Below are 23,885 nucleotides of genomic sequence, written 5' to 3' on the forward strand. Positions count from 1 at the left end.
CCGGCTCACGACCCTTGGACCGTAATCTCCTGCACCCCCAGCTTGAACCCACCCTCGACCGGAGCCAATTCGGTGATCCAGAACAGCAGGTACTGGTATTTCGTGTCGGCGTCGAAGCCGTTGAACGTCATCGTGGTGCCGTCGTGGTCCTCGAACGGCTGGCCGATGGTGGTCTTGTAGTTCGCGACCAACTGCTTGTCACCGCTGGAGTTGGACGGCCAGGTCGTCGTGCCGGCCAGCAGTCGAGCGGACGCGTTGGTGGCCGACAGCACTGCCTGCACCGACTTGACGGTGTGCGGCTCGCCGAGGTCGATCCAGACGCCCATGCCCTTCTTCAGGTTGCCGAAGTTGGGCTTGTTGACGTACGTCTCGGTCTCCCAGCCCTTGTCCTCGTCACCGTCGATGACCTTGTCGGCGTCCTTGACCTCGCTGCGGTCCTTGCTGTCCGGGTCGATGATCCGGACATCCTTGACTGTCAGCTTGCGCGTCGCGGCCGGGGCCGGGGTGGCGTCGCCGGCCGGGGCACTGGAGGTCGGCGCGGCGACCGGGTTGGACTGCGGGTCCTCGTCGTCGCCGCCCAACGCGATGATCCCGATCAGCAGGCCGACCAGGGCGACGGCCAGCAGACCGGCGATGCCGACGGCGACCTTGCGACCCCCGGCCGCGGCCAGTGGCGACGGCTCTTCCCCGGTTTCGGCGGCGAACCGCAGCGGCCCACTGTTGTCGAGGTAGTGCTCATCCTCGGCCGGCACGTCCAGTCGCGCCAGCTCCGCGGCCAGCACGTCGGAGGACGGCGGCGCGATCTCGGCGTCGAGCAGGTCCATGGTCAGGTCGTCCAGGTACGCCGGGACGCCCGCCCGGACCTGGCGCGGCGCCGCGATGGCACCTGCGGCATCGCGAACGGCGTCCGGGATGGCGGCGCGGCCGTGGCCGGCGGTGGCGCCGTGCAGTGGCGCCTCGGCGTGCGGCCAGGAGCCGGTCAGCGCGAAGTAGAGGATTCCGCCGACCGCCCGGATGTCGTTCTCCTGGCTGTCGGCGCCGTCGGTGCGGGCGTCGGCCAGGACCACCCGGCCCTCATCGCTGATCATGACGGTGCCGGGGTGGACGTTGCCGTGCACCATGCCGGTGGCGTGCACCGCGGCGAGCGCGCTCGCGACGGCGTTGCCGATCGCGGTGGCCCGAGCCGGGTCGAGCGGGCCGTCGGTGGTCAGGTCCCGCAGGGACTGCCCGTCGACCCACTCGCGCACCACGTACGCCCGGTCGGCCTCGTCGATCGCGTCGTAGACGCCGACCAGGTTGGGGTGGATGACCCGGCTGGCCGCGACGGCGGCCTGAAGCATCTCGGTGGCGGAGTCGCCACCCGGGTAACGCAGCACGACGGCAACGGGACGGCGCAGGATGACGTCGACCCCGCGCCAGACCAGCCGACCCGCGCTGTCGTTGTTGATGTGCTCAACCAGTTCGTACCGCTCGGCGAGGACTTCACCGGCCGTGGGAGCACCGAAGGTCATGACCGGAGGAGCGCTTTCGTCTGCCTCCTGACCCTCGCCGACCTGGGTCACCCGTCCTCCCTCGGTGATCGTGTCGATCGATGAACCCGAACTGCTGGGCATGTGGCTTCCCGCTCTGCCGTTGAAGGAACCGGCCGACCGGTGTCGACGCCCAGCGTCGGCCCCTGCCGTACCCGTCGAGAGCGACCTTACCCGGGTTGCCCGTCTCTCCGACATGTCATCTTCCCGCCGCACCTGGCGGGGTTCCGGCTGTCGAAGAGCTCGTCCGGTTACGACCGTTGTCAGCCACGTTGCTGGCACATGTACTAGCTAATCTACGGCTTGACCGCAAGCGACCGACGCCGGGGCTGGACTGGCGTGGCGCTCGCGCTGCCTCGTACGTTCCCACCGATCGGGTCGCCACCCTCAGCCGTACGGTTGGTTATCCACAGGCCGAAGCGGCTGCTGACCGGCGAATCGCGGAGTTATCCACAGGCGCATCCCCAGCCTGGTGATCCGTAGTCACATTCCGTATCAGTGCCAACTTGTTGTAATCGGATGCGGACTTTCAGCGACCGAGGCGGCGGCGAACCATCCCGACCACCTCGGTGATCTCCCCGATCCGCAGCAGCATGGCCAGACCCAGATAGGTCCCGCCGATCACCACGCCGCCGACCACGAGCTGGGTTGCCGCCTCGAACCAGCTCGGCTCGTCGCCGCCGGGCAGCAGAGTGAGCACCAACCAGCCGACCAGTGCCGCGCCGAGTGCGGCCACCACGACCCGGCCAAGGGTTCGCATGATGACTCCCAGGCCGATCCGGCCGACCCGGGGCCGGAGCAACCAGGCGGACGCCACCGCCGCCGCCACGTAGGAGACCGCGTTGCCGATCATCATTCCGGCCGCCGCGAAGTGCGCGGCGAACGCGGCGAACAGCACGATCTGTACGCCGACCCGCAGCGCCACCACTGGAATGTTGATCAGAGCCGGGGTACGGGTGTCCGGCAGGGCGTAGAAGGCGAACGTGAAGAGCTGGCTGATCGCGAACGGCACCAGCGCGATCGCGGCGAACAGCAGCACGGTGGACGTGGCTGACGCGTTCTCCGCGCTGAACGCCCCGTACCGGAAGACGACCACCGAGATCGGGATGGACAGCACCGCGTAGCAGACCGCGATCGGCGCGAGCACCGCCGACACCATCCGGACACCCCGGGAAAGGTCCGCGGTGACGTCGTGGAACCGCCCGTCGGCTGCGGCGGCCGCCATCCGGGGCATCAGCGCGGTGATGATCGAGACGGCGATGATGCCGTGCGCCATCATCAGCAGCAGGAAGACGTTGTTGTAGATCAGGATGCCGGCCTGGTCCGTGCCCGCGGCCCGGGTGAGGAGATTGACCACCACGAAGAGGCCGAGCTGGTTGACCGCCACGTAGCAGAACATCCAGGCCCCGAGCTTGGCCAGCTCACGCAGCCCCAGCTCGCGGAAATCGAACCGCCACCGCCACCGGAAGCCGACCTTGCGCAGCGCCGGCAGCAGACCGGCGGTCTGCACCGCCACACCGAGCAGGGTGCCACCACCGACCAGCAGGATCCGACCGGTGCCCACCTCCGACGGCTGCAGCCCCTTCGCCCCGTAGACCAGGATGTAGAGACCGAAGACGCCGATCACCACCAGGTTGTTGAGGATCGGGGCCCACATCGGCGCGGCGAAGTGACCCCGGGTGTTCAACACCGCTGCGATCAACGCGCTGACGCCGGTGAAGAACAGCATCGGCAGGATCAGCCACGACAGCCGTGTGATCAGCGTGGTGTAGGCCTCGTCCTTGCCGCTGGCGTAGATGGCGGTCAGCCAGGACGCCGACGCCACGGCGATCAGGGCCGCCACCGCCAGTGCCAGCACCGCGAGGCTGAGCAACCGTTGGGCGTACGCCTCGCCCCGGTCCGCGTCGCTCTTGCGCCGACGGACCAGCACCGGGATCAGCACACTGGTCAGCACCCCGCCGAGCAGGAACTCGTACACCTGGTTGGGGAGGAAGATGGCAGTCGTGTAGGCGTTGCCGATCAGGTTGCCGAGGGCGGCGCCGATCATCAGGTTCCGGATGAAGCCGGTGCCCCGGCTCACCAGACTGCCGATGGCCATGACCGCGCTGTTGGCGGCGGCGCTGGTCTCGCCGACGACCTCGGGCGGGGGTGCCGTCGCCTCCACCGCAGGCTGGTTCAGCGGCTCCGCGGAGATGAAGACCGCCCCGTCAGCCGGCGGCACGTTACCGTCCGGCGTGGCGTTGGCGCTGCGGTAGAGCCCGCCGCTCATCTCCAGCCTCCCAGGGGTACGTCGAGTCGGACACCGACCCGCACGCCACAGACCATAGTCAACCCCCACCCCGTTACCCGCGCCCGGCGGATCGGATCACACCTGGGCCCGATAAGCTGGCGATCCCATGTCCGAAGCCTCCGCTCCTCACGCCGCCGACCGCCGCGAACTCACCGCCGCGCAGCGCAACGCCGTCGCCGAACTGCTCCGGGTGTCCCCGGTCGCCGACGAGTTGGGCCGTCGCTTCGTCCGCGCCGGTCACGAGTTGCACCTGGTGGGCGGTTCGGTGCGGGATGCCCTGCTCGGTCGACTCGGGGACGACCTCGACTTCTGCACCGACGCGCACCCCGACGAGACCCTGCGGATCATCAAGGGCTGGGCCGAGTCGATCTGGGAGACCGGTCGGGAGTTCGGCACCATCGGCGCTCAGCGCGACGGCCTCCGACTGGAGATCACCACCTTCCGCGCGGAGTCGTACGACCAGGTCAGCCGCAACCCGGTGGTCGTGTACGGCACCAGCCTCGACGAGGACCTGAAGCGGCGCGACTTCACGATCAACGCGATGGCGGTCAGCCTGCCGGACCACCGGTTCACCGACCCCCACGGTGGGCTGGACGATCTCTCCGCCAAGGTGATCCGTACCCCCAGCACGCCTGGCGAGTCGTTCGGCGACGACCCACTGCGGATGCTGCGGGCCGCCCGGTTCGCCGCCCAGTTGCGTTTCGCCGTGCACCCCGATGTGCACCTGGCGATGACCGAGATGGCCGCCGACCTGGACCGGATCACCGCCGAGCGGATCCGCGACGAGTTCACCAAGCTGCTCTGCGGCGCGGACCCGATCACCGGGCTGCGGCTGTTGGTCGACACCGGGCTGGCCGAGCGGTTCCTGCCGGAGCTGACCGGGTTGAAGCTGGAGATCGACGAGCACGCCCAGCACAAGGACGTCTACGAGCACACGTTGACGGTCGTCGAGAACGCGGTCTCCTACGAGGAGGAGGGCTGCGACTTCATCCTGCGGATGGCCGCCCTCCTGCACGACGTGGGCAAGCCGGCGACGAAGGCGGTCGGGTCCGACGGCCGGGTCAGCTTCCACCACCACGAGGTGGTCGGCGCCCGGTTGACCAAGGCCCGGATGAAGGCGATGCGCTACCCCAAGGACGTCACCGCGCAGGTGACCGCGCTGGTCGCGCTGCACCTGCGCTTCTACGGGTACGGGCGGGGCGAGTGGACCGACTCGGCGGTACGCCGCTACGTCGCCGACGCCGGCGACCTGCTGCCCCGCCTGCACAAGCTGACCCGCTCCGACTGCACGACCCGCAACCGGCGCAAGGCCGCCCAGCTCGCGGCGGACTACGACGCGCTGGAGGATCGGATCGCCCGGATCGCGGCCGAGGAGGACCTGGCGCGGGTTCGACCCGACCTGGACGGTAACGCGATCATGGAGCTGCTCGGCGTACCGCCGGGGCCGGTGGTCGGGCGGGCCTGGAAGCACCTCAAGGAGCAACGCCTCGAACAGGGTCCGCTGGACCGCGACGCCGCCGAGGCGGAGCTGCTGCGCTGGGCCCGCGCCGAGGGCATCCTCGGCTGACGCGCTGTCCGATCGACGACGAAACGCGAGCGGATCGACCGAATGGCTGAGGTGTATCGCTTTCATCGTCGTCCATGATGGCTGGGCGTCCGTCGGCTACCGGTGCATCGACACCGCCGCCGACCCCACCGCCCGTCCGGCCGTCCGGATTGGACGGGCGACGATCAACGGGGAGATCACCTAGTGAAACGCCGTGGCGTAATACGCCGCTCGGCGGTGGCGAGCATTGCTCTCGCCTCCGCAACCATCATCGTCACCGCTGCGACCGGTGGGGCCGCCATGGCCGAGCCGACCGCTCCGTTGGCCCCGAAGCCCGCGAGCAAGTTGACCGCCCCCAAGGCGGACGGCCCGTTGGCCACCAAGGCAAAGGCCAAGGCCAAGCCTGCCGAGGTCGTCCCGAATCGCTACATTGTGGTCCTCAAGGACAAGAAGACCACTCCCGCCAAGATCAAGGCCGCCGCATCGGCTCTGGCCAAGGAGAACGGCGGCAGCGTCCGCCGGCTCTACAGCAGCGCCGTCAACGGCTACTCCGCCGCCATGACCGCGAAGCAGGCCGGCCGGCTGGCCGCCGACCCGGATGTCGCATCCGTGGAGCCGGTGGTTCGCATCCGGGCGAGCGGAACGCAGGTCTCGCCCCCCTCCTGGGGCCTGGACCGGATCGATCAGGTGTCGCCCTCGCTGGACGGCAACTACACCTACCCGACCAACGGTGCCTCGGTGCGGGCGTACATCATCGACACCGGCATCGACATCAGTCACAGCGACTTCGGTGGCCGTGCCTCCAACGGCTACGACGCGGTCGACCAGGACAATGTGGCGCAGGACTGCAACGGTCACGGCACGCACGTGGCGGGCACCGTCGGCGGAGCGAAGTACGGCGTGGCCAAGGTCGTCGACCTGGTCGCCGTCCGGGTCCTCGACTGCGATGGTTTCGGCACCACCGAGGATGTCGTGGCCGGGGTCGACTGGGTGACCGCCAACGCGCAAAAGCCGGCCGTGGTCAACATGAGCATCGGTGGGACGGAGGAGGAGGACTCTCCCGCGCTCTCCAACGCGGTCACCAACTCCATCGCCACCGGTCTCACCTACGCGGTGGCCGCCGGCAACGAAGCGGATGATGCTTGCTACTACACCCCGGCCAGGGTGTCGGGGGCGATCACTGTCGGAGCCACCGACAGGTTCGACCGTCGGGCCTCGACCGAGTACTTCGATTCCAACTATGGTCCGTGTGTCGACGTCTGGGCTCCGGGCGTGGACATCGTCTCGGCGGCAAGCGGGACCACCAACGGCTCGGTGGCCTTCAGCGGGACCTCGATGGCGTCGCCGCACGTGGCCGGAGCCGCTGCGCTGCTGCTCCAGTCGAACCCGACGTGGTCCCCGAACCAGGTGCGCAACACGATCGTGACCCGGGGGCTCGCCGGCGCTGTGTTGAGCCCGCAGGGCGGGGTGGACCGTCTGCTCAACGTGGCGGCGGCTCTCTCTCCCGCGCGTACGGCGCACGGTCTGCTGGCACGTTCCAACGGCTATTTCGTCTCGGCTGACGGTGCGGGCAGCAAGCCTCTGGCCTCCGTTGGCCCGGTGCTGGGTGGCTGGGAGAAGCTCGACATCGTCGAGGCCGGCAACGGCCTGGTCGCACTGCGGGCGAACGTCAACGGTAAGTACGTCAGCGCCACCAGTGCCGGCAGCAAGCCACTGATCGCCTCTGCCGCAACGGTGAGCACCTGGGAGAGATTCCAGCTGGTTCACCAGATCGACGGCACCGTGAGCCTGAAGGCCACTGTCAACAACAAGTACGTCAGTGCGCCCAGCAACGGTGGTCCGCTGATCGCCAGCGCGACGAACGCCAGCACCTGGGAGAAGTTCGACCTCGAGACGAACCTGATCGTCAGCTTCAAGTCATCCGCCAGCGGCAAGTACGTCTCCGCCGACGGTGCCGGCAGCAAGCCGTTGATCCCGGTGGCCGCGACGGCCAGCACCTGGGAGAAGTTCGAGCTGTACGACCTGGACTTCCACGGCTACTTCGGCCTGCGCTCGTTGGCCAACAACAAGTTCGTCTCGGCTGACGGTGCGGGCAGCAAGCCTCTGGTCGCTTCGGCCGCCGGAATCAATGCCTGGGAGGCCTTTAACTTCTGGCACCGGGGTGTCGGGGCCACCGACGGGTCGGGTTGGATCTTCGCGAACGTCGACGGGCAGGTGGTCAGTGCCGGCAGCGCCGGCACCAGCCAGCTGATCCCGAACAAGGACTTCGATTTCTGGAGCCCGGACTTGGGCCTGTCGGCGGGCGAGCGTTTCGTCATGAACCTCGGCTGAACCAACCACGGAAGCACCACCGGCGCCCGCCGGCACCCCTCCCTCGGGAGGCGGTGCCGGCGGGCGCCGGCCGTTGGTGGGTGATCCGTGCCGGTCAGCGCCCTGACTGTCGGCCGGTGGTGCGCGCTCAGCGCGAGATGGCGCTGCCGTCCACAGTGTCGACCCCGGGGGCCGAGGCGGTGGCGTCACTCCGTCCGGCACCGAGGCGGGCCAGCAGGCCGGGCAGGTCGATCCCGGTGAGGTCGCTGCCGAGCTGGAGCCCCTGGGCCACGTTGCCGGCGACCGACTTCGTCAGCGACGACGCGCCGTCGGTGGAGATGACCGTCATCTTGTCGATCGCCCCGATCGGGGCGCTGGCCGCCTCGACGACCTGCGGCAGCACCTTGACCAGCAGGTCCAGCACGGCCGCCTCGCCGTACGCGGCGAACGCCTCGGCCTTGCGCGCCATCGCGTCGGCCTCGGCCTCACCCTTGGCGAGGATGGCAGCGGCCTCGGCCTGGCCCTCGCGCTCCACCGCCTCGGCGATGGCGGAACGCCGGCGCTGCTCGGCCTCACCCTCCTTGGCACCCTCGATCGCGTTGGCCTCGGCGAGCGCGGCCCGTCGTGCCCGCTCACCCTCACCGGTGAGGCGGGCCTGCTCGGCGGAGGCCTGCGCCGCCGCGATGACCGACTGGCGCTGCGCGTCCGCGTGCAGCACCGCCGCGTTGCGGGACGCCTCGGCCTCCTGCTCCACCTTGTACCGGGCCGCGTCGGCCGGCTTGCGAACCTCGGTGTCGAGTTGGCGCTGCTTGAGTTCGGCGTTGCGCTCGGCCACCTTCTGCTGCTCGGAGAGGATCGCCTGGTCCCGCTCGGCCTGGGCGAGCGGTCCGGCCGCCGCGGACTTCGCCTTCGCCGCGTCGATCTCGGCCTGGATACCGGCCTGCTTGAGGGCCAGGTTCCGGTTCGCCTCGGCGATGGCCTCCTCGGCGAGCAGGCGCTCCTGCTCGGCCTGCTGCCGGGCCCGCGCCTCGGCGATCGCCGCGTCCTTGAGCACCCGGGCGGCCTCGGGCCGACCCAGGTCCTGAAGGTAGGAGCCTTCGGCGAGGATGTCCTGGAGCTGGAAGGTGTCCAACACCAGACCCTGGTTGGTCATCGAGTGTTCTGCCTCCTCGGCCACGGCGCTGGCGAACGCCGCCCGGTCGCGGATGACCTCCTCGACGGTGAGCCGGCCGACGATCGAGCGCAGCGCGCCGGCCAGCACCTCGCGGGTGAAGTTGTCGATCTCGTCCTGTTGGTGCAGGAACCGCTGGGCGGCGGCCCGGATCGCGTCCTCGGTCCCGCCGACCTTGACGATCGCCACGCCGTGCAGATCGGCGCGGATGCCCTGCTTGCTCACCGCGCCGCGGATCCCGACGTCGATCCGCCGGCTGGACAGATCCAGCGACTGGAGCTTCTGCACCACCGGCAGCACGAACACGGACGCGCCCAGCACGACCTTCTGTCCGGAGGTGTCGGTGGATCGCCCGCCGTCGGCGGTCTGCGTGGTGCGGCCCTTGCGACCGGTGACGATGAACGCCTCGTTCGGGCCGGCCACCTTGATCCGGGAGAGCACGAAGAACACCAGGATGAGCACGAGGAGGACCGCGCCACCGATGGCGATGAGTAGGGCCATATAGAAAGTCCCGTCTGTGAGGGGGAGATCAGTAGGTCTCTACGTGCACGCTGGTCTCGCTGAGCGCCTGTACGACGAAGACCTGGGCGCCGATCGGGATCGGCTGGTCCGCACGGGCGCTGAGCTTGACCGGTTGGCCGGCGAGGCGGATGCGGACCTCGCCGTACCCGTCGGCCGGCACCGGGGTGACGACCAGGCCGAGCGCACCGACCAGGTCGTCGCGGGTGGGGGTGGGGTCGGTGCGCATGTTCCGCGCCGCCCGACTCAGCCGGGACGCCAACCAGCCGGTGGGCACGGCCGCGAACACACCGCCGGCCACCGCCCCGACGACCATCCCAGGTGTACGCGCACCGAGCAGCTCGTTGACGATGGCCGCGCCGAACCCGAAGGCCCCGGCGAAGCCGGCGACCGTCTCGACCGAGATCGGGCCGTCCACGTCGCCGTGCCCGAAGTGGAGCAGCTCGGTGCCGAGCAGGGCGAGCGCGAGCACACCGATGCCTGCCCCGCCGATGATCAGAAAGATGAGCGTCCCCGTTGCCACGACCTTGACGGTATCGACGCCGCGCAACGCCGAACGGCCTGACAGGACGCGAAGATGATCTACCGGTGCGGGTCGGGGGTGGCGCTCGGTTCGACGCCGGAGGCCGGGCCGGCGCGATGGTCCGCGTCGGGGAGAATACGTGGATGCGCTGGGCCGTGCTCGACTCACCGATCGGTGAGTTCTCCGTCGCCACCGACGGCACGAACGTCTGCGGCGCCGCCTTCGGCCGGCTTGAGGCGGCCACCGACGAGCCCGACGACGCGCTGTCCCAGCAGGCCGTGACCGAACTGCGGGCGTACTTCGCCGGTGAGCTGACCGCGTTCACCGTCCCGGTGTCGATGCCCCGGGGCTCCGACTTCGAGCGAGCCGTGTGGCGGGAGATGACGCGGATTCCCTACGGGGAGACGCTGACGTACGGCGCGGTGGCGCGGCTGGTCGGCGATGCGGGGGCGGCGCGGGCGGTGGGAGTGGCCTGCAACCGCAACCCGGTCCCGGTGCTGGTGCCGTGCCACCGGATCGTCGGTGCGGGCGGCAAGCTGGTCGGCTTCGGTGGAGGCCTGCCGCGCAAGGTCAAGCTGCTGGAGTTGGAAGCCGCTGTCGCGCTGCGGCATGCGTGGTCCTGACCTTCGACCGTTGCCGTCACGCCTGGCCGCCACGCCGGAGAGGAACACGTGACGATCGCTACACATTCCGACCCTTTGTCTCCGCACCTCGGTCTCTGCATCTGCGTTGGTCGAAACGCGAACGTGCTGGCTGCGGAGATGGAGGCAAGAGATGGTGTCGAGTCTGGTTGACGTACCCCCGGAAGAGTTATACAAAAACGGTATGGCCTTCACCCTGACGCTCAAGCCCGAGGTCGAGCAGCGCCTTCGGGAGCTGGCCGAGGCGGAACACCGTTCGATGCACAAGACCGTCGAGGTGGCGATCCAGGAATACCTCGAGCGTCAGGAGCGCAACGAGTGGACCCGCCAGGCCGCCCGGCGGGTCCTGGAGGAAGACGCCGAGTTCTTCGAGATGTTGGGGGATCGGTGAATCAACCGTGGCCCGAGCCGGAAGACCTGTTGATCCTCCTGTCCGAGCACACGGGCCAGCACAGCCGGGTCAGGGACGGCGGCATCCTCGTCGCAGCGGCGGCCCGCCCACACGCCCGGATGCTGGGGCGGGCTGTCTACCCGACCGTGCTGGAGAGGGCGGCGGCGTTGATGCACGGATTGATGATCTGGCGGCCGCTCGACATGTGGAACGCCGGCCTCGCCTGGGCAGCGATGCGGATCTTCCTGGTCCGTTGCGGGGTGGTGCTACACATGCCGGCCAAGGAGCGGATGGCGCTCACCGATGCGTTGGCCAGTGGTGAGATCGATTCCGTCGACGAGCTGGCGCTGCGGCTGTCGCCGTACCTGGAGATGTCGAGCTGAACGCGCCGAAGGGCCGGGTCCATGCGGACCCGGCCCTTCGTCGTGCTTGACGATTCAGCGCGTCAGCGCGTGACCTCACCGGCGATGAACTCCTCGACGGCCTGGTGGGCGTCGTGGTCGGCGTACTGCACCGGCGGGGACTTCATGAAGTACGACGAGGCCGACAGGATCGGGCCGCCGATCTTCCGGTCCAGGGCGATCTTCGCGGCCCGGACCGCGTCGATGATGACGCCGGCCGAGTTCGGAGAGTCCCACACCTCGAGCTTGAGCTCGGCGTTGAGCGGGGTGTCACCGAACGAGCGGCCCTCCAGGCGGATGTACGCCCACTTGCGGTCGTCCAGCCACGGCACGTGGTCCGACGGGCCGATGTGCACGTCGCTCTTGCTCATCTCGTGCGGGATCTGCGAGGTGACCGACTGGGTCTTCGAGATCTTCTTCGAGACCAGACGCTTGCGCTCCAGCATGTTCATGAAGTCCATGTTGCCGCCGAAGTTGAGCTGGTACGTGCGCAGCAGCTCGACGCCGCGGTCCTCGAAGAGCTTCGCGAGGGCACGGTGCACGATGGTGGCGCCGACCTGGCTCTTGATGTCGTCGCCGACGATCGGCAGGCCCGCGTCCTCGAACTTCTTGGCCCACTCGGGGTCGGAGGCGATGAAGACCGGCAGGGCGTTGACGAACGCGCAGCCGGCGTCGATCGCGGCCTGGGCGTAGAACTTGGCGGCCTGCTCGGAGCCGACCGGCAGGTAGCAGACGACGACGTCGACCTGCGCGTCGCGCAGCGCCTGCGCCACGTCGACGGGGGTGGCGTCCGACTCCTCGACGATCTCGCGGTAGTACTGGCCCAGACCGTCGAAGGTCGGACCGCGCTGCACGCTGACGCCGGTCGGCGGCACGTCGCAGAGCTTGATGGTGTTGTTCTCGCTGGCGACGATCGCCTCCGCGAGGTCCATGCCCACCTTCTTGGCGTCCACGTCGAACGCCGCGACGAACTCCACCGCGTTGACGTGGTAGTCGCCGAAGGCGACGTGCATGAGACCCGGGACGCGGTCGTTCGGGTTGGCGTTCCGGTAGTACTCGACGCCCTGAACCAGGGACGAGGCGCAGTTACCCACACCGACGATGGCGACGCGGACGGAGCCCATAGCGTCTGCCTCCTTCTTTTCTGTCACGGCCGCTCATTCCTGGTCTCTCCAGGCGGAGGCGGGCTGTTGTCTTCTCGTCGGCCGCCGGCTGTCCCGATGTTCGGGACTGTCGGGGCTCGGCCGGAGCGCTCGTTGGCGATGAGCTCCTCCAGCCAGCGGACCTCGCGCTCACAGGCATCAAGGCCGTGGCGCTGCAGTTCCAGCGTGTAAGCGTCGAGGCGCTCGGCTGCCCGGCCCAGCACGTCACGAAGCCCTTCGCGACGCTCCTCGATCTTGCGGCGGCGACCCTCCAGAATGCGTAGTCGGGTCGCCTGGTCGGTCCGGGCGAAGAACGCGAAGTGCACCCCGAAGCCCGTGTCGTCGTACGTCTCGGGTCCGGCCTGTGCGATCAGTTGGGCGAAGCGTTCCTTGCCTTCCGCGGTGATTTTGTAGACCACCCGACCTCGTCGGCTGGTCAGCGCGGGAACCTCCTCGGCAGTGGCGGGCGTCTCAGCAGCTTCGGTGATCCATCCCGCCGCCTGCAGCCTGCGTAGCGTGGGATAGAGCGAGCCGTAGCTGATCGCCGCCCGGATCGCGCCGAGTTTGGCGGTCAGCTCCTTGCGCAGCTCGTAGCCGTGCATCGGAGACTCCTGCAGGAGGCCGAGGATGGCGAACTCGAGCACTGGCCACCCTCTCTTTACCCTCCGGCGTGGAGCGGTAACCGCCGCGATGTATCGGACCGATACATCGCACGTTAGCGGGTCGCGTGGGCCAGGGCAAACCCCCGTTCCGAGATGTCGTCGTCACGGATTGTGAGCGTGGTCGCCTGGTCGGGTCGGACCGCGTACCCTTCTCCGCATGCGTACGCAGCGCCAGGTCGTCGACTACTCGCTTCAGAAGCGAGCAGTGCTGCGTGAGCTCCTGGCCGGCCGGGTCGGCACGTACGACGTCTGCGACGCGTCTCCGTACCTGAAGAACGCCGCCCGGTTCCACGGAGAGCCGACCGATCGGCGCTGCCCGATCTGCCGCAGCGAAAACCTGACGCTGGTCCACTACATTTACGGTGACGAACTCAGGCAGTCCGCCGGCCAGGCTCGGACACTTGCCGAGTTGCCCGTGCTGGCGATGACGCTGCGTGAGTTCCAGGTCTTCGTCGTGGAGGTGTGCCTCGGTTGTGACTGGAACCATCTCGTCGAGCAGTACCTGCTCGGCCGGGACGGTCTGACCGGCGACAGCGACGGCACGAGCGAGCAGGACGCGGCGGGCGCCGAGGGCGCCGGTCGGCGGAGGCGAGAGGCGCAACGGTGATCTCAGCTGGTTGGACCGGCCCCGGGACGGCAGACGAAACCCGGGACCACCAACCGCGTGTTGGTCCGATTGGCCCGATTGATACGGCAATGACCCCGGTCGGCCGGCACCCCCGTGCCGGCACCCCGGGTGAAGCAACTCACGGCAACCCGGTGGCGGCGCAGCCGCGCCCCACCGCGACCGGCAGGGTGTGAGGAATGAACTCGTACGGCGATCCCAGTTCTGCGCGCGGCCGGACCCAGCACTCGGGTCCAGACGGTGACCCCGGGCCGGGCGCGGACGACGCGTACCGCCGAACCGGCGGTGATTCCGGCGGGAGCGGCTGGTCAGCCTCGGACCGAGGCGCGCCGACCCCGGGCCGGGCCTCGGTGACGCCGCGAGCCGCCGGTGGTCGCGCCACGGTCGGCGGCTCCGCCTCGGTGCCGCCGCGTGGCAGCGCGGCCGCCGGGTCCGCGTCGGTGGGTTCGGCAGCGACCGGTCGCGCCGGTCGGGCCTCGGTGCCGGTGTCGCCGGCACCGGGTGCGGCGGCTGGCCGCGCCGGCGCCGGTCGGGCCTCGGTGCCCGTCTCCCCGGCGCCGGGCGCGCCCGCAGGTCGGGCCGCGGTCGGTGCCGCCTCCGTCGGTGCGGCCTCGGTCGGCACCGCCTCGGCGGGCCGGGCCAGCGTCGGGTCCGCGTCGGTCGGTGGTCGCGCGGCGGTCGCTCGGGCGAGCGTCTCACCGGTCTCCGGCGGGCCGGGCGGCCCTGGGGGTCCCGGTGGGCCGGGTGGCCCCGGTGGTCCCGGTCGGGGCGGCCGTGGCCCGGGTGACTCGGGCGCCGCGGCGCGGGCGAAGAAGCGCAAGCGGATGAACCTGCTGATCGCCGGGTTCGCCGTCTTCGTCATGCTCGCCGGCATCGGCGTGGTCGGGTTCACCTACTACTCGACGAACGTGGTGCTTCCCGACGAGATCACTCCGCCGCAGGCGACCACCCTGTACGCCTTCGACAACAAGACGATCATCGCGAAGGTCGGCGACCAGAACCGGACCCTGGTCACCATCGACCAGATTCCGGACTACGTGCAGAAGGCGGTGGCCGCGGCCGAGGATCGGAACTTCTACCGACACTCGGGTGTGGACTACAAGGGCATCGCCCGGGCCGGCTGGAACAACCTCTCCGGCGGCGACAAGCAGGGTGCCTCCACCATCACCCAGCAGTATGCGCGCAACGCCTACGACAACCTGAAGGACGACACGTACGCCCGGAAGGTGAAGGAGGCGATCTTCGCCTCCAAGCTCAACGACGAGTACACGAAGCCGCAGATCATGCAGCACTACCTCAACGTGATCTACTTCGGCCGAGGCGCCTACGGCATCGAGGCCGCAGCGCAGACCTACTTCGGCAAGTCGGTGGGCAAGCTCAACCCGGCCGAGGGCGCCGTCCTCGCGGCTCTGATCAAGCAGCCGGAACCCAGCTCCACCCACCAGGGGTACGACCCGGCCATCAACCCGACCGCGGCACAGGATCGCTGGAACTACGTGATCGACGGCATGGTCAAGGAGGGCTGGCTGGGTGTGCCCGGCATGGAGCCGCGTCCCGCCGAATACCCCCTGAAGGCCATCAAGGCCCCGAAGAAGGGCGGCATCGGCGTCGACTTCGGCGTCGACACCCCGTACGGCAACGTCATCAACTACGTCCGGCAGGAAATGCGGGACAGGGGCATCTGTGTCGAGAAGGACACGGAGGTGACAGATGCCAAGCCGTCGTGCTCCCAGGCGCTGATGTCCGGCGGTTACCGGATCCGCACCACAATGGACAAGAGGATCCAAGAGGCGGCGGTCGAGACGGCCCAGCGCAAGTCCAAGGGCTCCGAGTTGGCCGGTCAGCCCAGCAACATCATGGCCGCGGTGGTGGCGATCGACCCCACCAACGGTCGGGTGGTCGCCTACTACGGCGGTGACAACGGCACCGGTACCGACTACGCCGGCAAGAACACCGACTCCAGCGGCGCGATCAGTGGCGGTCACTCGCCCGGTTCAAGCTTCAAGATCTATACCCTGGCGGCCGCGCTCAAGGAGAAGAAGTCGCTCGAGTCCCGGTGGAAGGGCAAGGCCTTCAAGCCGACCGGCACCTTCAAGGTCAGCAATGCCGGCACCGACAACCCCTCCTGTGGCAACTCCTGCACCCTCAAGGTGTCCACGCTCAAGTCCCTGAACGTGCCGTTCTACTACGTCACGGAGGAGATCGGCGCGGACAAGGTCATCGACATGGCCAAGCAGGCCGGCGTCACCACCATGTGGCGCACCGATACCAACCCGGCCAAGGCCTACGACCTGACCAAGACTGACCCGAAGGACGTCACGCCGGAGCCGTTCTTCAACGTCGTCGGCTACGGCCAGTATCCGATCACGGTGCTGGACCACGCCAACGGCGTAGCCACCTTCGCCAACGGCGGCGTCTACAACAAGGCGCACTTCCTCTACTCGGTGGAGAAGCAGAACCCGAACACCGGTAAGTGGGACAAGATCTACAGCGAGAAGCTCGACTCGAAGCGCCGGATCGACAAGGGCGTCGTGGACGACGTGACGTCCGTGCTGAAGGACTACCCGGCCGCTGTCAACCACCGCCTCGACGACGGCCGCAAGGCAGCCTCCAAGACCGGCACCTGGGAACTCAAGGACGACAGCAAGGACAACGGCGACGCCTGGATGATCGGTTACACGCCTCAGTTGGCCACCGCGGTGTGGGTGGGCAACGTGGGGAACCGGAAGCCACTCATCCTCAAGGACCAGCGCAAGGTCAGTGGTGCGAACCTCCCGGGCGACATCTGGGAGCGGTTCATGAACGAGGCGCTGAAGGGCAAACCGAAGGTCGACTTCCCGCCGGCCCAGAACATCGGCGATCCGGATTCCGGCAACGGTGAGGCCCCGCCGCCCCCGCCGCCGCCGCCCAACCCGGGGGGTCAGCCCGGCCAGGGACAACCCTGTAACCCGCTGATCGACATCCTCTGCAACCCTGGCGGCAACAACCCCGGCGGCGGTGGCAACCCCGGGGGCAATCCCGGCGGGAACCCTGGCGGCAACCCCGGCGGCAATCCGGGCGGCGGCGGTCCAGGTGGCGGCGGCGGCGGGCTGTTGCCCAGCCTGCCACCCAACCGGGACTGACCCGCACCAGCACACGACGCCGCCGCCGGCCGGACGACACGTCCCGGCCGGCGGCGGCGTTTTCGTACCCGGAACTCCACGCCGGGATGGGACGGGCACCCCTCTCGTACGGCAGGATGCCTCTTCATGAGCACCCAGTCGACGCCCGGCATCGACGACGCCGGAACCACCGATCACCCGTCCCGCTCCGACGGGTTCGTCCGCGGCGTCTCCAGCGTCATCGGCGGGCCACTCGGCGACCACGCGACAGCGCTGAACCGGCCGGCCGGTCGGGAGCATCGCTTCTGGACGGCCGCGCGGATCGTGCTGGCGCTGGTGTGCCTCACGCTCGCGCTGCACTGGGTGCAGAAATCGCCCTGCCAGAACGGTGCCTGGCAGAACAACGTCCAGTACACCCGGTTCTGCTACACCGACGTCCTCGCCCTCTACTACGCCGAAGGGCTCAACGAGGGCAAGGTGCCCTACCGCGACCACCCGGTCGAGTACCCGGTGCTGACCGGTTACTTCATGGGGGCGCTGGGCCTGCCGGTGCACGCGATCGGTGACGGCGACCCGAGCATCAACCAGGGCCAGTGGTTCTACAACCTCAACGCGCTGGTGCTGGGCGCGCTCGCGGTGGCCACGGTGGCGGTGATCCTGTCATTGCGCCGACGACGACCCTGGGACGCGGCGATGTTCGCACTCGCCCCGGCTCTGGTGCTCACCGCCACCGTCAACTGGGACCTGCTCGCCATCGGGCTGGCAGCCTTCGGCCTGCTGGCCTGGGCCCGAAAACGACCGGCAGTGGCCGGCGTGCTGCTCGGGTTGGCCGGCGCGGCGAAGCTCTGGCCGCTGTTCCTGCTCGGGCCGATCCTCATCCTGGCGCTACGCGCCGACCGGGTTCGGGCCGCGCTCGTCGCCATCGGGACGGCTGTCGCGGCGGTGGTCCTGGTGAACCTGCCGGCCGCCCGCGCGTACCCGGAGAACTGGGACCGGTTCTTCGAGCTGAACACCACCCGGCCCATCGACTGGGGCACGCTCTGGTACATCGGGCGCTACCTGGACGGCAAGGTCGGCAACGACCCCGCCAACCTCGGCCCGTTCGAGTGGCTCAACGCCAACATCCCGACCCTCAACACCGTCTCGTACGCGCTGTTCGGGCTGGCCTGCCTCGGTATCGCCGTGCTGGCGCTGCGGGCACCGCGCCGACCCCGGCTGGGTCAGCTCGCCTTCCTGGTGGTCGCCGCGTTCCTGATCTTCAGCAAGGTCTGGTCGCAGCAGTTCGTGCTCTGGCTGCTCCCGCTGGTGGTGCTCGCCCGGCCGAAGTGGGGCGCGTTCCTGGCCTGGCAGATCGCCGAGGTCTGCTACTTCGTCGCCTTCTACGGGGAACTGCTCGGCGCGGCAACCAGCAAGCCCGTCTTCCCGGAGGGGGTGTTCGTGCTGGCCTCGACGTTGCGACTGGCAACTGTCGTGGTGCTCTGCGTCTTCGTCGTCAAGGAGATCCTGCACCCCGAGCGGGACGCGGTGCGGTCCACCTACCCGGACGACCCGGACGGCGGCGTTCTCGACGGCGCCCCGGACGCCCCCTGGACAGACCGCTGGCGCCGCCCCCTGACCAGTGAACCCCCACGAGAGCCAGCAACCACCACCTGATTCCCTCCAGGCCGACCGCGGCCGGCACCACGTCGGGTTTTCGGGGGAGCCCGCCCGGCGCAGGGATCAAGCCTGACCGCCCGAGCCGGGTGGGCTCCCCCGAAAACCCGCCCTAAAGCTTCAGAGCCGATACACGACGGCCTCCCCGACCTCCTGCCGGCTGATACCGAGCGACTCGACCGGCGCGTCGATGGTGATTTCCCACGGTGTGCCGGCCACCTGGCCGCGCAGCAGGACCACAGTGCGGACGCCGAGCGTACGCAGGTACTCGACGCTGGTCTGGTCCGGGAACGACTGGCTCACCCGACGGACGTCGTCGAGCTGGCGCGGTGTGAAGCCGCTACCACCGTTGACCACGTCGGGGAACCCGCTGGTCGACCAGAGCATCACGTGCTGGTCCAGGCTCTGATTGCTGGGCAGCACCAGCAGCGGACCCTCCGCCGACCGCATCGCCGCCGGCTGGGTCGGCACCACCGGGTGCGGGGTGGTGTTCAGGCCCTCGACGGTGACCAGCAGCAACGGCAGCAGGGTGGCCATCCGCAGCCACGGCCCCGGCCACGACGGGATCCGCTGCGCGGTCAGCTCGCGGACCCGGTCGGTGAGCGCGGTGACCGCGCCCGCCGCGAGCAGGCCGAGCAACAACGTGGTCCAGAGCATCAACCGCCCGGGGGTACGCAACGCGCTCCAGCCCGGCAGGTGCTCGAAGAGGGGAACGTAGGTGAAGGTGCCGTCGAAGAAACGGGTGCCCATCGCGAAGACCATCGTCAGCAGCACCCCGGCGAGCAGCAGCAGTCGGTGCCGCAACCGCCAGACCGAGAAGAACAACCCGCCCGCGGCGAGCGCGTAGAGCACGAAGCCCGGCAGCAGGGTCATCTCCGGGTGCCACGGCAGCGCTTCCCGGGCCCCCTCGTGCAGCCCACCCCAGATCCGCGACTCCCCGGGCGCTGTCACGAAACCCGACGCCGGCGGCGAGAAGAGGCCGATGTCGCCGATGGTGCGCTCGGCGTACGGGTGCAGCTCGGTCACCTTGAAGAACGGGAACGCCATCAGCAGACCGACGCCGGCGAACAACACCCCGCCGAGCACGTCGGCGGCGAACAACCGGCGACCGAACGGAACGGCCTGCCCGGTGCGCAGCCGTCGCGCGAAGAAGAAGACGGCAGTGACCAGCACCGCACCGGCCAGGAAGTACGCGAACGGCAGCCCGATGCCGAAGCCGAGGCTGAGTTGCCAGGCCGCCACCAGCCAACCCGCGTAGACCCAACCGTCGTGCCGGCGCTCCGGCCGGTAGCCGTGTCGCAGCGACCAGCCGTGCCCGCGCGCCAACATCGCCAGCGCCAGCGGAATGCCCCCGTTGGAGAGCACGTGCAGGTGCCCGGCCTGAGCCAGCAGCCACGGCGCGTAGGTGTAGCTCACGCCCGCGACGGCCGCACCGATCCGGCCGGCTCCGAGCTGCCGGGCCAGCGCGTACGCCCCGAACGTGGCGAGCGCGTGCGCCAGCACGAACATGATGTTGTAGCGCAGCACGGCGTCCTCGGGACCGCTGCCGAGCATCCCGGCGGGGGCGTACCCGAGCAGGGTGTCGGAGAACGCGAAGCTCCACAGCTCGGGGAAGAACGTGTTGGACTGCCACAGCCGCGCCGGCTCGGCCAGCAGGATGTGCCCGGACCAGGCCATCTGCCAGGCTTGCAGGCTCGGGTCCCAGTAGTCCTGCGGAAGGGTGTAGCGCGGATAGCGCAGCGTCGGCCAGGTCATCAACACGGCCAGTGCCAACGCGCCGAGGGCGGCCAGGGTCCACTCGTGGATCAGGAACCGCCCGACCGCCCGGCCCACCCGAGTGAAGATGGAGGGCCGTGGCTCCGGTGCGGAGGCGAATGCTTCCCAACGCTCCGGGCCGACCGGCTTCGCCTCGCTGTCAGCCGGGTCCGTAGCGTCGGCGCCACCCGCCTTCGCGTCCTTGGCCGGGTCGCTGCCCTCGCCCGCTGCGGTGCCGCCCTGGCCAGCGTCCTTCTTGGTCGCCGCGTCCTGCTTGGCTGATTCGCCCTGCTTGTCGCCGGGCCGGGCTGCGTCCTTGTTGGCGGCACCGCTCGTCGCGCGGTCTGCCCCGGCGTCGCCGTTGCGGGTGGCTCCGGTCGCTTCACCGCCGACGGTTGCGGACTGGTCCGCGGCGGTCCCGGCGGGGGCCTTGTCGGAGGTGCGAGCCGGCTGGGTGGGGGTCCCGGCCGCGGCGGTGCTGGCGGGTTGACTGTCGGCAGCCGCGCCGGTGGGGGTGGGCCGGGCGTTGCCGGTCCCGGGCTGTCCGCTCGTCATGCCGCCGGGCTCTCCGCTCCGAGCTGCTCACGCAGAAAGTCGATGTCGGCGGCCTGGCCGGTCACACCGCCCGGTGTCTCGACGACCACCGGCGCGCCGGCCGCCCGGATGACCGCGACCACCAGCTCCGGGTCGATCGTCCCGCCGCCCAGGTTGTCGTGTCGGTCCTGGCCGGAGTTGAACGCGCCCTTGGAGTTGTTGGCGTGCACCAGGTCGATCCGTCCGGTGATCGCCTTGACCCGGTCGACCAGGCCGAGCAGCTCCTCGCCGCCCGCGTACGCGTGGCAGGTGTCCAGGCAGAAGCCGACCTCGTAGTCACCGATGGCGTCCCAGAGTCGGGCGAGCGCGTCCAGCCGCCGGGCGCAGGCGTTGTCGCCGCCGGCGGTGTTCTCGATCAGGACCGGTACGCCGAAACCGCCGGAGTCCGCCGCGTACGCGAAGGTCTTGCGCCAGTTGTCGAAGCCGACGGCCAGGTCGTCGCCGGCGTTCACGTGCCCACCGTGGACGATGAGGCCCTTGGCGCCGATGGCGGTGGCCGCGTTGGCGTGCCCGAGCAGCAGCTTGCGGCTCGGGATCCGGATGCGGTTGTTGAGCGTGGCCACGTTGATGACGTACGGCGCGTGCACATAGAGGTCGACCTCGGCGGCGCGCAGCCGATCGGCATCTTCGCGCGGCTTGGGGGCCTTCCAACCCTGTGGGTCGGCGAGGAAGAACTGCACGGTCTCGGCGGACCGGGCGGCCGCCTCCGCCAGCGGGTCGGTCGAGTCGACGTGGGCTCCGATACGCATGCGAGCGAGCCTACGTCGCGCCCCCGACCGGCGGGGCGACGGTCGGGGCGGTGTCGCGTCACCGGAGGGACCGACGGTCGTTGATGGACGTGAGCCGGCGATCAGCGTCCCGGTGCCGCCGCCGGCGCGAGCGCCGTACACGGCGACCGGCGGTTGACGGCCAACAGCGAGGTCACCCCCGCGGCGCGGCCCGGCGCAGCGGGGGCGACCCACCGCACAACGGGCACCGAGTGACCACGAATCTCGGAATATTGGGCTTTTCCCCCCTACAAGGTACGAGTGCTGTTGTATCGTCAGATAACAACACGATAAAGCTCCGCGGGGCGTCTTCGGTCCAACCTCATCGGTGTGGTCGTTCCTCCCCAGGTCCCACCCAAGGAATGCGGACCGGACGCCCCGCGGCCTCGTAGACGGGGGTTCACCACTGACCGGTCGACGGTCGGACGGTGAGCCCCCGTCGGCACGTCCGGGTCCGGACCCGACCACCCCGGGCATGATCGTTCGGACCGGGTATCCTGGTCAGGTTGTCCGCGTCCGGCCGGGTTCCCTCGGCGCGTGCGGGCAGCGACACAAGACCTCCTGCCACGGAAGGACCGTGGCCGCTTAGCCCACAGGAGGTGAGCACGTCTTGCGTCACTACGAACTGATGGTCATCCTCGACTCCAGCCTCGAGGAGCGCACCGTCGCACCGTCGCTCGACACGTACCTGAACGTGATTCGGACCGCGGGTGGCTCGGTTGAGAAGACCGACGTGTGGGGCCGCCGGCGCCTCGCGTACGAGATCAACAAAAAGGCCGAGGGCATCTACGCCGTCATCGACCTGCAGGCCACGCCTGCTGCGGTGGCCGAGCTGGACCGTCAGCTCCGGCTCAACGAGTCCGTGCTGCGCACCAAGGTCATCCGACCGGAAATGCGCTAAGCCTTCCAACCCCCGGTTCGTCCGGATCAGCCTCCGCGACTCTGTCGGAGGGCTCTGAGAGCCTGTACGACGAGACGCTGAGTGCGCGAGGAGATGGTCATGGCAGGAGACACCACCATCACGGTCATCGGCAATCTGACCGATGACCCCGAGTTGCGGTTCACCCCCTCCGGGGCTGCGGTCGCCAAGTTCCGAGTCGCTTCGACGCCCCGTTTCATGGACAAGGCGTCGAACGAGTGGAAGGACGGCGAGCCGCTGTTCCTCGCATGCACCGTGTGGCGGCAGGCCGCCGAGCACGTCGCCGAGTCGCTGCAGCGTGGCGCCCGGGTGATCGTGTCGGGCCGGCTGCGTCAGCGGTCGTACGAGACCCGCGAGGGTGAGAAGCGCACAGTCATCGAGCTTGAGGTCGACGAGATCGGCCCGTCGCTGCGCTACGCCACGGCAAAGGTGCAGAAGATGTCCCGCTCCGGCGGCGGTGGCGGCGGCTTCGGTGGCGGCGGTGGTGGCAACCAGGGCGGCGGCGGAGGCAACTTCGACGACCCCTGGGCTTCGGCCGCTCCCTCTCCCGCGCGTGCCGGTTCGGGCGCCAATTTTGACGAGGAGCCACCGTTCTAATGGCGCCTAGCGCTCGCGATCGCAAACCAGGAGCACGTGCAACGGCCAAGGCTGCGGCACTGCGCAAGCCGAAGAAGAAGGTGAACCCGCTCGACAAGGACGGGATCGCCTACATCGATTACAAGGACACCGCTCTGCTGCGCAAGTTCATCTCCGATCGCGGCAAGATCCGCGCTCGTCGGGTGACCGGCGTGACCTCGCAGCAGCAGAGGCAGATCGCCCGTGCGGTCAAGAACGCCCGTGAGATGGCGCTCCTGCCGTACACGGCCACCACCCGCTGAGAGGAGGCACCGATATGAAGATCATCCTGACTCAGGAAGTGTCCGGCCTCGGTGCCCCGGGCGACATCGTCGAGGTCAAGAACGGCTACGGCCGTAACTACCTGCTGCCGCAGGGCTTCGCGATCGCCTGGACCAAGGGCGCGGAAAAGCAGGTCACGGTTATCAAGCGGGCCCGTGGGGCGCGCGAGATCCGCGACCTCGACCACGCCAACGAGGTCAAGGCTCAGCTCGAGGGTCTCAAGGTCAACCTGAAGGTCCGCGCCGGCGACGGCGGACGGCTCTTCGGCTCGGTCACCCCGGCCGAGATCGTCGACGCTGTCAAGACGGCCAGCGGCCCGGTCCTCGACCGGCGTCGGCTGGAGGTGCCCGGTCACATCAAGTCGACCGGCACCTACCCGGTGAAGATCAAGCTGCACCCCGAGGTGACCGCGTCGTTCAACCTGAACGTCGTTCAGGGCTGACGTCCCG

General features: G+C 69.3%; 20 protein-coding genes. 12 read left to right on the plus strand and 8 right to left on the minus strand.

The window, feature by feature from the left end; all coding sequences use genetic code 11:
* Nucleotides 1–5 precede the first annotated feature (5 nt).
* Complete coding sequence (locus ACZ6NZ_RS04470; protein ID WP_366610034.1) at nucleotides 6–1,613, minus strand: protein kinase family protein; 1,608 nt, start codon at nucleotides 1,611–1,613, stop codon at nucleotides 6–8.
* A 445-nt stretch (nucleotides 1,614–2,058) separates the two neighbouring features.
* Nucleotides 2,059–3,798: a murein biosynthesis integral membrane protein MurJ gene (gene murJ, locus ACZ6NZ_RS04475; RefSeq protein WP_465855632.1), complete on the minus strand. Its 1,740-nt coding sequence runs from the start codon at nucleotides 3,796–3,798 to the stop codon at nucleotides 2,059–2,061.
* A 127-nt stretch (nucleotides 3,799–3,925) separates the two neighbouring features.
* Here murJ and ACZ6NZ_RS04480 point away from each other — a divergent pair, with 127 nt between their 5' ends.
* Entirely contained in the window at nucleotides 3,926–5,386 is a 1,461-nt protein-coding gene (locus ACZ6NZ_RS04480) for a CCA tRNA nucleotidyltransferase (RefSeq protein ID WP_465855634.1), read from the plus strand.
* 216 nt (nucleotides 5,387–5,602) lie between these two features.
* Nucleotides 5,603–7,696: a S8 family serine peptidase gene (locus ACZ6NZ_RS04485; protein WP_465855636.1), complete on the plus strand. Its 2,094-nt coding sequence runs from the start codon at nucleotides 5,603–5,605 to the stop codon at nucleotides 7,694–7,696.
* Nucleotides 7,697–7,823: 127 nt separating this feature from the next.
* Here ACZ6NZ_RS04485 and ACZ6NZ_RS04490 read toward each other — a convergent pair whose 3' ends face one another.
* A complete protein-coding gene (locus ACZ6NZ_RS04490) occupies nucleotides 7,824–9,347 on the minus strand; it encodes a flotillin family protein (RefSeq protein WP_465855638.1) in 1,524 nt (507 codons plus the stop codon).
* Between the two features lie 28 nt (nucleotides 9,348–9,375).
* Nucleotides 9,376–9,933 (minus strand): hypothetical protein, encoded by a 558-nt coding sequence (locus ACZ6NZ_RS04495; protein ID WP_465855944.1) that lies wholly within the window; start codon nucleotides 9,931–9,933, stop codon nucleotides 9,376–9,378.
* Between the two features lie 98 nt (nucleotides 9,934–10,031).
* Between ACZ6NZ_RS04495 and ACZ6NZ_RS04500 the strand changes: the two genes are divergently transcribed.
* The 3 genes from ACZ6NZ_RS04500 to ACZ6NZ_RS04510 all read left to right on the plus strand — a co-directional run bounded on the left by ACZ6NZ_RS04500 (nucleotide 10,032) and on the right by ACZ6NZ_RS04510 (nucleotide 11,303).
* Entirely contained in the window at nucleotides 10,032–10,511 is a 480-nt protein-coding gene (locus ACZ6NZ_RS04500; RefSeq protein WP_465855640.1) for a methylated-DNA--[protein]-cysteine S-methyltransferase, read from the plus strand.
* A 202-nt stretch (nucleotides 10,512–10,713) separates the two neighbouring features.
* Nucleotides 10,714–10,920 carry a ribbon-helix-helix protein, CopG family gene (locus ACZ6NZ_RS04505; RefSeq protein ID WP_088987059.1) on the plus strand — a complete coding sequence of 69 codons (207 nt, stop codon included), beginning with the start codon at nucleotides 10,714–10,716 and terminating at the stop codon, nucleotides 10,918–10,920.
* Nucleotides 10,917–11,303: a hypothetical protein gene (locus tag ACZ6NZ_RS04510; RefSeq protein ID WP_357208243.1), complete on the plus strand. Its 387-nt coding sequence runs from the start codon at nucleotides 10,917–10,919 to the stop codon at nucleotides 11,301–11,303. The genes ACZ6NZ_RS04505 and ACZ6NZ_RS04510 overlap by 4 nt, the downstream gene beginning before the upstream one ends.
* Nucleotides 11,304–11,365: 62 nt before the next feature.
* On the opposite strand, the gene ACZ6NZ_RS04515 is transcribed toward ACZ6NZ_RS04510, so the two are convergent.
* Both ACZ6NZ_RS04515 and ACZ6NZ_RS04520 read right to left on the minus strand, forming a co-directional pair.
* Nucleotides 11,366–12,445, minus strand: a complete 1,080-nt coding sequence (locus tag ACZ6NZ_RS04515) for an inositol-3-phosphate synthase (RefSeq protein ID WP_091396616.1) — start codon at nucleotides 12,443–12,445, stop codon at nucleotides 11,366–11,368.
* A 23-nt stretch (nucleotides 12,446–12,468) separates the two neighbouring features.
* Complete coding sequence (locus ACZ6NZ_RS04520) at nucleotides 12,469–13,107, minus strand: PadR family transcriptional regulator (protein WP_030331823.1); 639 nt, start codon at nucleotides 13,105–13,107, stop codon at nucleotides 12,469–12,471.
* Between the two features lie 175 nt (nucleotides 13,108–13,282).
* Between ACZ6NZ_RS04520 and ACZ6NZ_RS04525 the strand changes: the two genes are divergently transcribed.
* The 3 genes from ACZ6NZ_RS04525 (at nucleotide 13,283) to ACZ6NZ_RS04535 (ending at nucleotide 18,504) form a co-directional block, all read left to right on the plus strand.
* A complete protein-coding gene (locus ACZ6NZ_RS04525; protein WP_366610045.1) occupies nucleotides 13,283–13,732 on the plus strand; it encodes a DUF5318 domain-containing protein in 450 nt (149 codons plus the stop codon).
* 197 nt (nucleotides 13,733–13,929) lie between these two features.
* Nucleotides 13,930–16,872 (plus strand): transglycosylase domain-containing protein, encoded by a 2,943-nt coding sequence (locus tag ACZ6NZ_RS04530; protein WP_465855645.1) that lies wholly within the window; start codon nucleotides 13,930–13,932, stop codon nucleotides 16,870–16,872.
* Nucleotides 16,873–16,998: 126 nt separating this feature from the next.
* Nucleotides 16,999–18,504, plus strand: coding sequence for a glycosyltransferase family 87 protein (locus ACZ6NZ_RS04535; RefSeq protein WP_465855647.1), 1,506 nt, complete (start codon nucleotides 16,999–17,001; stop codon nucleotides 18,502–18,504).
* A gap of 120 nt (nucleotides 18,505–18,624) precedes the next feature.
* Here the strand turns inward: ACZ6NZ_RS04535 and ACZ6NZ_RS04540 are convergent, their stop codons facing one another.
* Complete coding sequence (locus tag ACZ6NZ_RS04540; protein WP_465855649.1) at nucleotides 18,625–20,814, minus strand: hypothetical protein; 2,190 nt, start codon at nucleotides 20,812–20,814, stop codon at nucleotides 18,625–18,627.
* Nucleotides 20,811–21,602, minus strand: a complete 792-nt coding sequence (locus tag ACZ6NZ_RS04545; protein WP_357201849.1) for a deoxyribonuclease IV — start codon at nucleotides 21,600–21,602, stop codon at nucleotides 20,811–20,813. The genes ACZ6NZ_RS04540 and ACZ6NZ_RS04545 overlap by 4 nt, the downstream gene beginning before the upstream one ends.
* A 628-nt stretch (nucleotides 21,603–22,230) precedes the next feature.
* On the opposite strand from ACZ6NZ_RS04545, the gene rpsF reads away from it, so the two are divergent.
* The 4 genes from rpsF to rplI all read left to right on the plus strand — a co-directional run bounded on the left by rpsF (nucleotide 22,231) and on the right by rplI (nucleotide 23,878).
* Nucleotides 22,231–22,521 carry a 30S ribosomal protein S6 gene (gene rpsF / locus ACZ6NZ_RS04550; protein WP_036391391.1) on the plus strand — a complete coding sequence of 97 codons (291 nt, stop codon included), beginning with the start codon at nucleotides 22,231–22,233 and terminating at the stop codon, nucleotides 22,519–22,521.
* 81 nt (nucleotides 22,522–22,602) lie between these two features.
* Nucleotides 22,603–23,136: a single-stranded DNA-binding protein gene (locus ACZ6NZ_RS04555; protein WP_030331808.1), complete on the plus strand. Its 534-nt coding sequence runs from the start codon at nucleotides 22,603–22,605 to the stop codon at nucleotides 23,134–23,136.
* Entirely contained in the window at nucleotides 23,136–23,417 is a 282-nt protein-coding gene (gene rpsR, locus ACZ6NZ_RS04560; protein WP_051723758.1) for a 30S ribosomal protein S18, read from the plus strand. Before ACZ6NZ_RS04555 ends, rpsR begins: the two co-directional genes overlap by 1 nt.
* A 14-nt stretch (nucleotides 23,418–23,431) precedes the next feature.
* Nucleotides 23,432–23,878: a 50S ribosomal protein L9 gene (gene rplI / locus ACZ6NZ_RS04565; RefSeq protein ID WP_145778354.1), complete on the plus strand. Its 447-nt coding sequence runs from the start codon at nucleotides 23,432–23,434 to the stop codon at nucleotides 23,876–23,878.
* Nucleotides 23,879–23,885 lie beyond the last annotated feature (7 nt).

It is taken from the genome of Micromonospora sp. NPDC047756, from assembly GCF_055587245.1.

What these genes read in the sequence shown, in the direction of transcription:
- murJ (WP_465855632.1), bottom strand. Translation starts at nt 3,798, where the DNA reads ATGAGCGGCGGGCTCTACCGCAGCGCCAACGCCACGCCGGACGGTAAC.
- ACZ6NZ_RS04525 (WP_366610045.1), top strand. Translation starts at nt 13,283, where the DNA reads ATGCGTACGCAGCGCCAGGTCGTCGACTACTCGCTTCAGAAGCGAGCA.
- ACZ6NZ_RS04535 (WP_465855647.1), top strand. Translation starts at nt 16,999, where the DNA reads ATGAGCACCCAGTCGACGCCCGGCATCGACGACGCCGGAACCACCGAT.
- ACZ6NZ_RS04540 (WP_465855649.1), bottom strand. Translation starts at nt 20,814, where the DNA reads ATGACGAGCGGACAGCCCGGGACCGGCAACGCCCGGCCCACCCCCACC.
- ACZ6NZ_RS04480 (WP_465855634.1), top strand. Translation starts at nt 3,926, where the DNA reads ATGTCCGAAGCCTCCGCTCCTCACGCCGCCGACCGCCGCGAACTCACC.
- ACZ6NZ_RS04515 (WP_091396616.1), bottom strand. Translation starts at nt 12,445, where the DNA reads ATGGGCTCCGTCCGCGTCGCCATCGTCGGTGTGGGTAACTGCGCCTCG.
- ACZ6NZ_RS04505 (WP_088987059.1), top strand. Translation starts at nt 10,714, where the DNA reads ATGGCCTTCACCCTGACGCTCAAGCCCGAGGTCGAGCAGCGCCTTCGG.
- ACZ6NZ_RS04500 (WP_465855640.1), top strand. Translation starts at nt 10,032, where the DNA reads ATGCGCTGGGCCGTGCTCGACTCACCGATCGGTGAGTTCTCCGTCGCC.
- ACZ6NZ_RS04470 (WP_366610034.1), bottom strand. Translation starts at nt 1,613, where the DNA reads ATGCCCAGCAGTTCGGGTTCATCGATCGACACGATCACCGAGGGAGGA.
- rpsR (WP_051723758.1), top strand. Translation starts at nt 23,136, where the DNA reads ATGGCGCCTAGCGCTCGCGATCGCAAACCAGGAGCACGTGCAACGGCC.
- rplI (WP_145778354.1), top strand. Translation starts at nt 23,432, where the DNA reads ATGAAGATCATCCTGACTCAGGAAGTGTCCGGCCTCGGTGCCCCGGGC.
- ACZ6NZ_RS04490 (WP_465855638.1), bottom strand. Translation starts at nt 9,347, where the DNA reads ATGGCCCTACTCATCGCCATCGGTGGCGCGGTCCTCCTCGTGCTCATC.
- ACZ6NZ_RS04545 (WP_357201849.1), bottom strand. Translation starts at nt 21,602, where the DNA reads ATGCGTATCGGAGCCCACGTCGACTCGACCGACCCGCTGGCGGAGGCG.
- ACZ6NZ_RS04530 (WP_465855645.1), top strand. Translation starts at nt 13,930, where the DNA reads ATGAACTCGTACGGCGATCCCAGTTCTGCGCGCGGCCGGACCCAGCAC.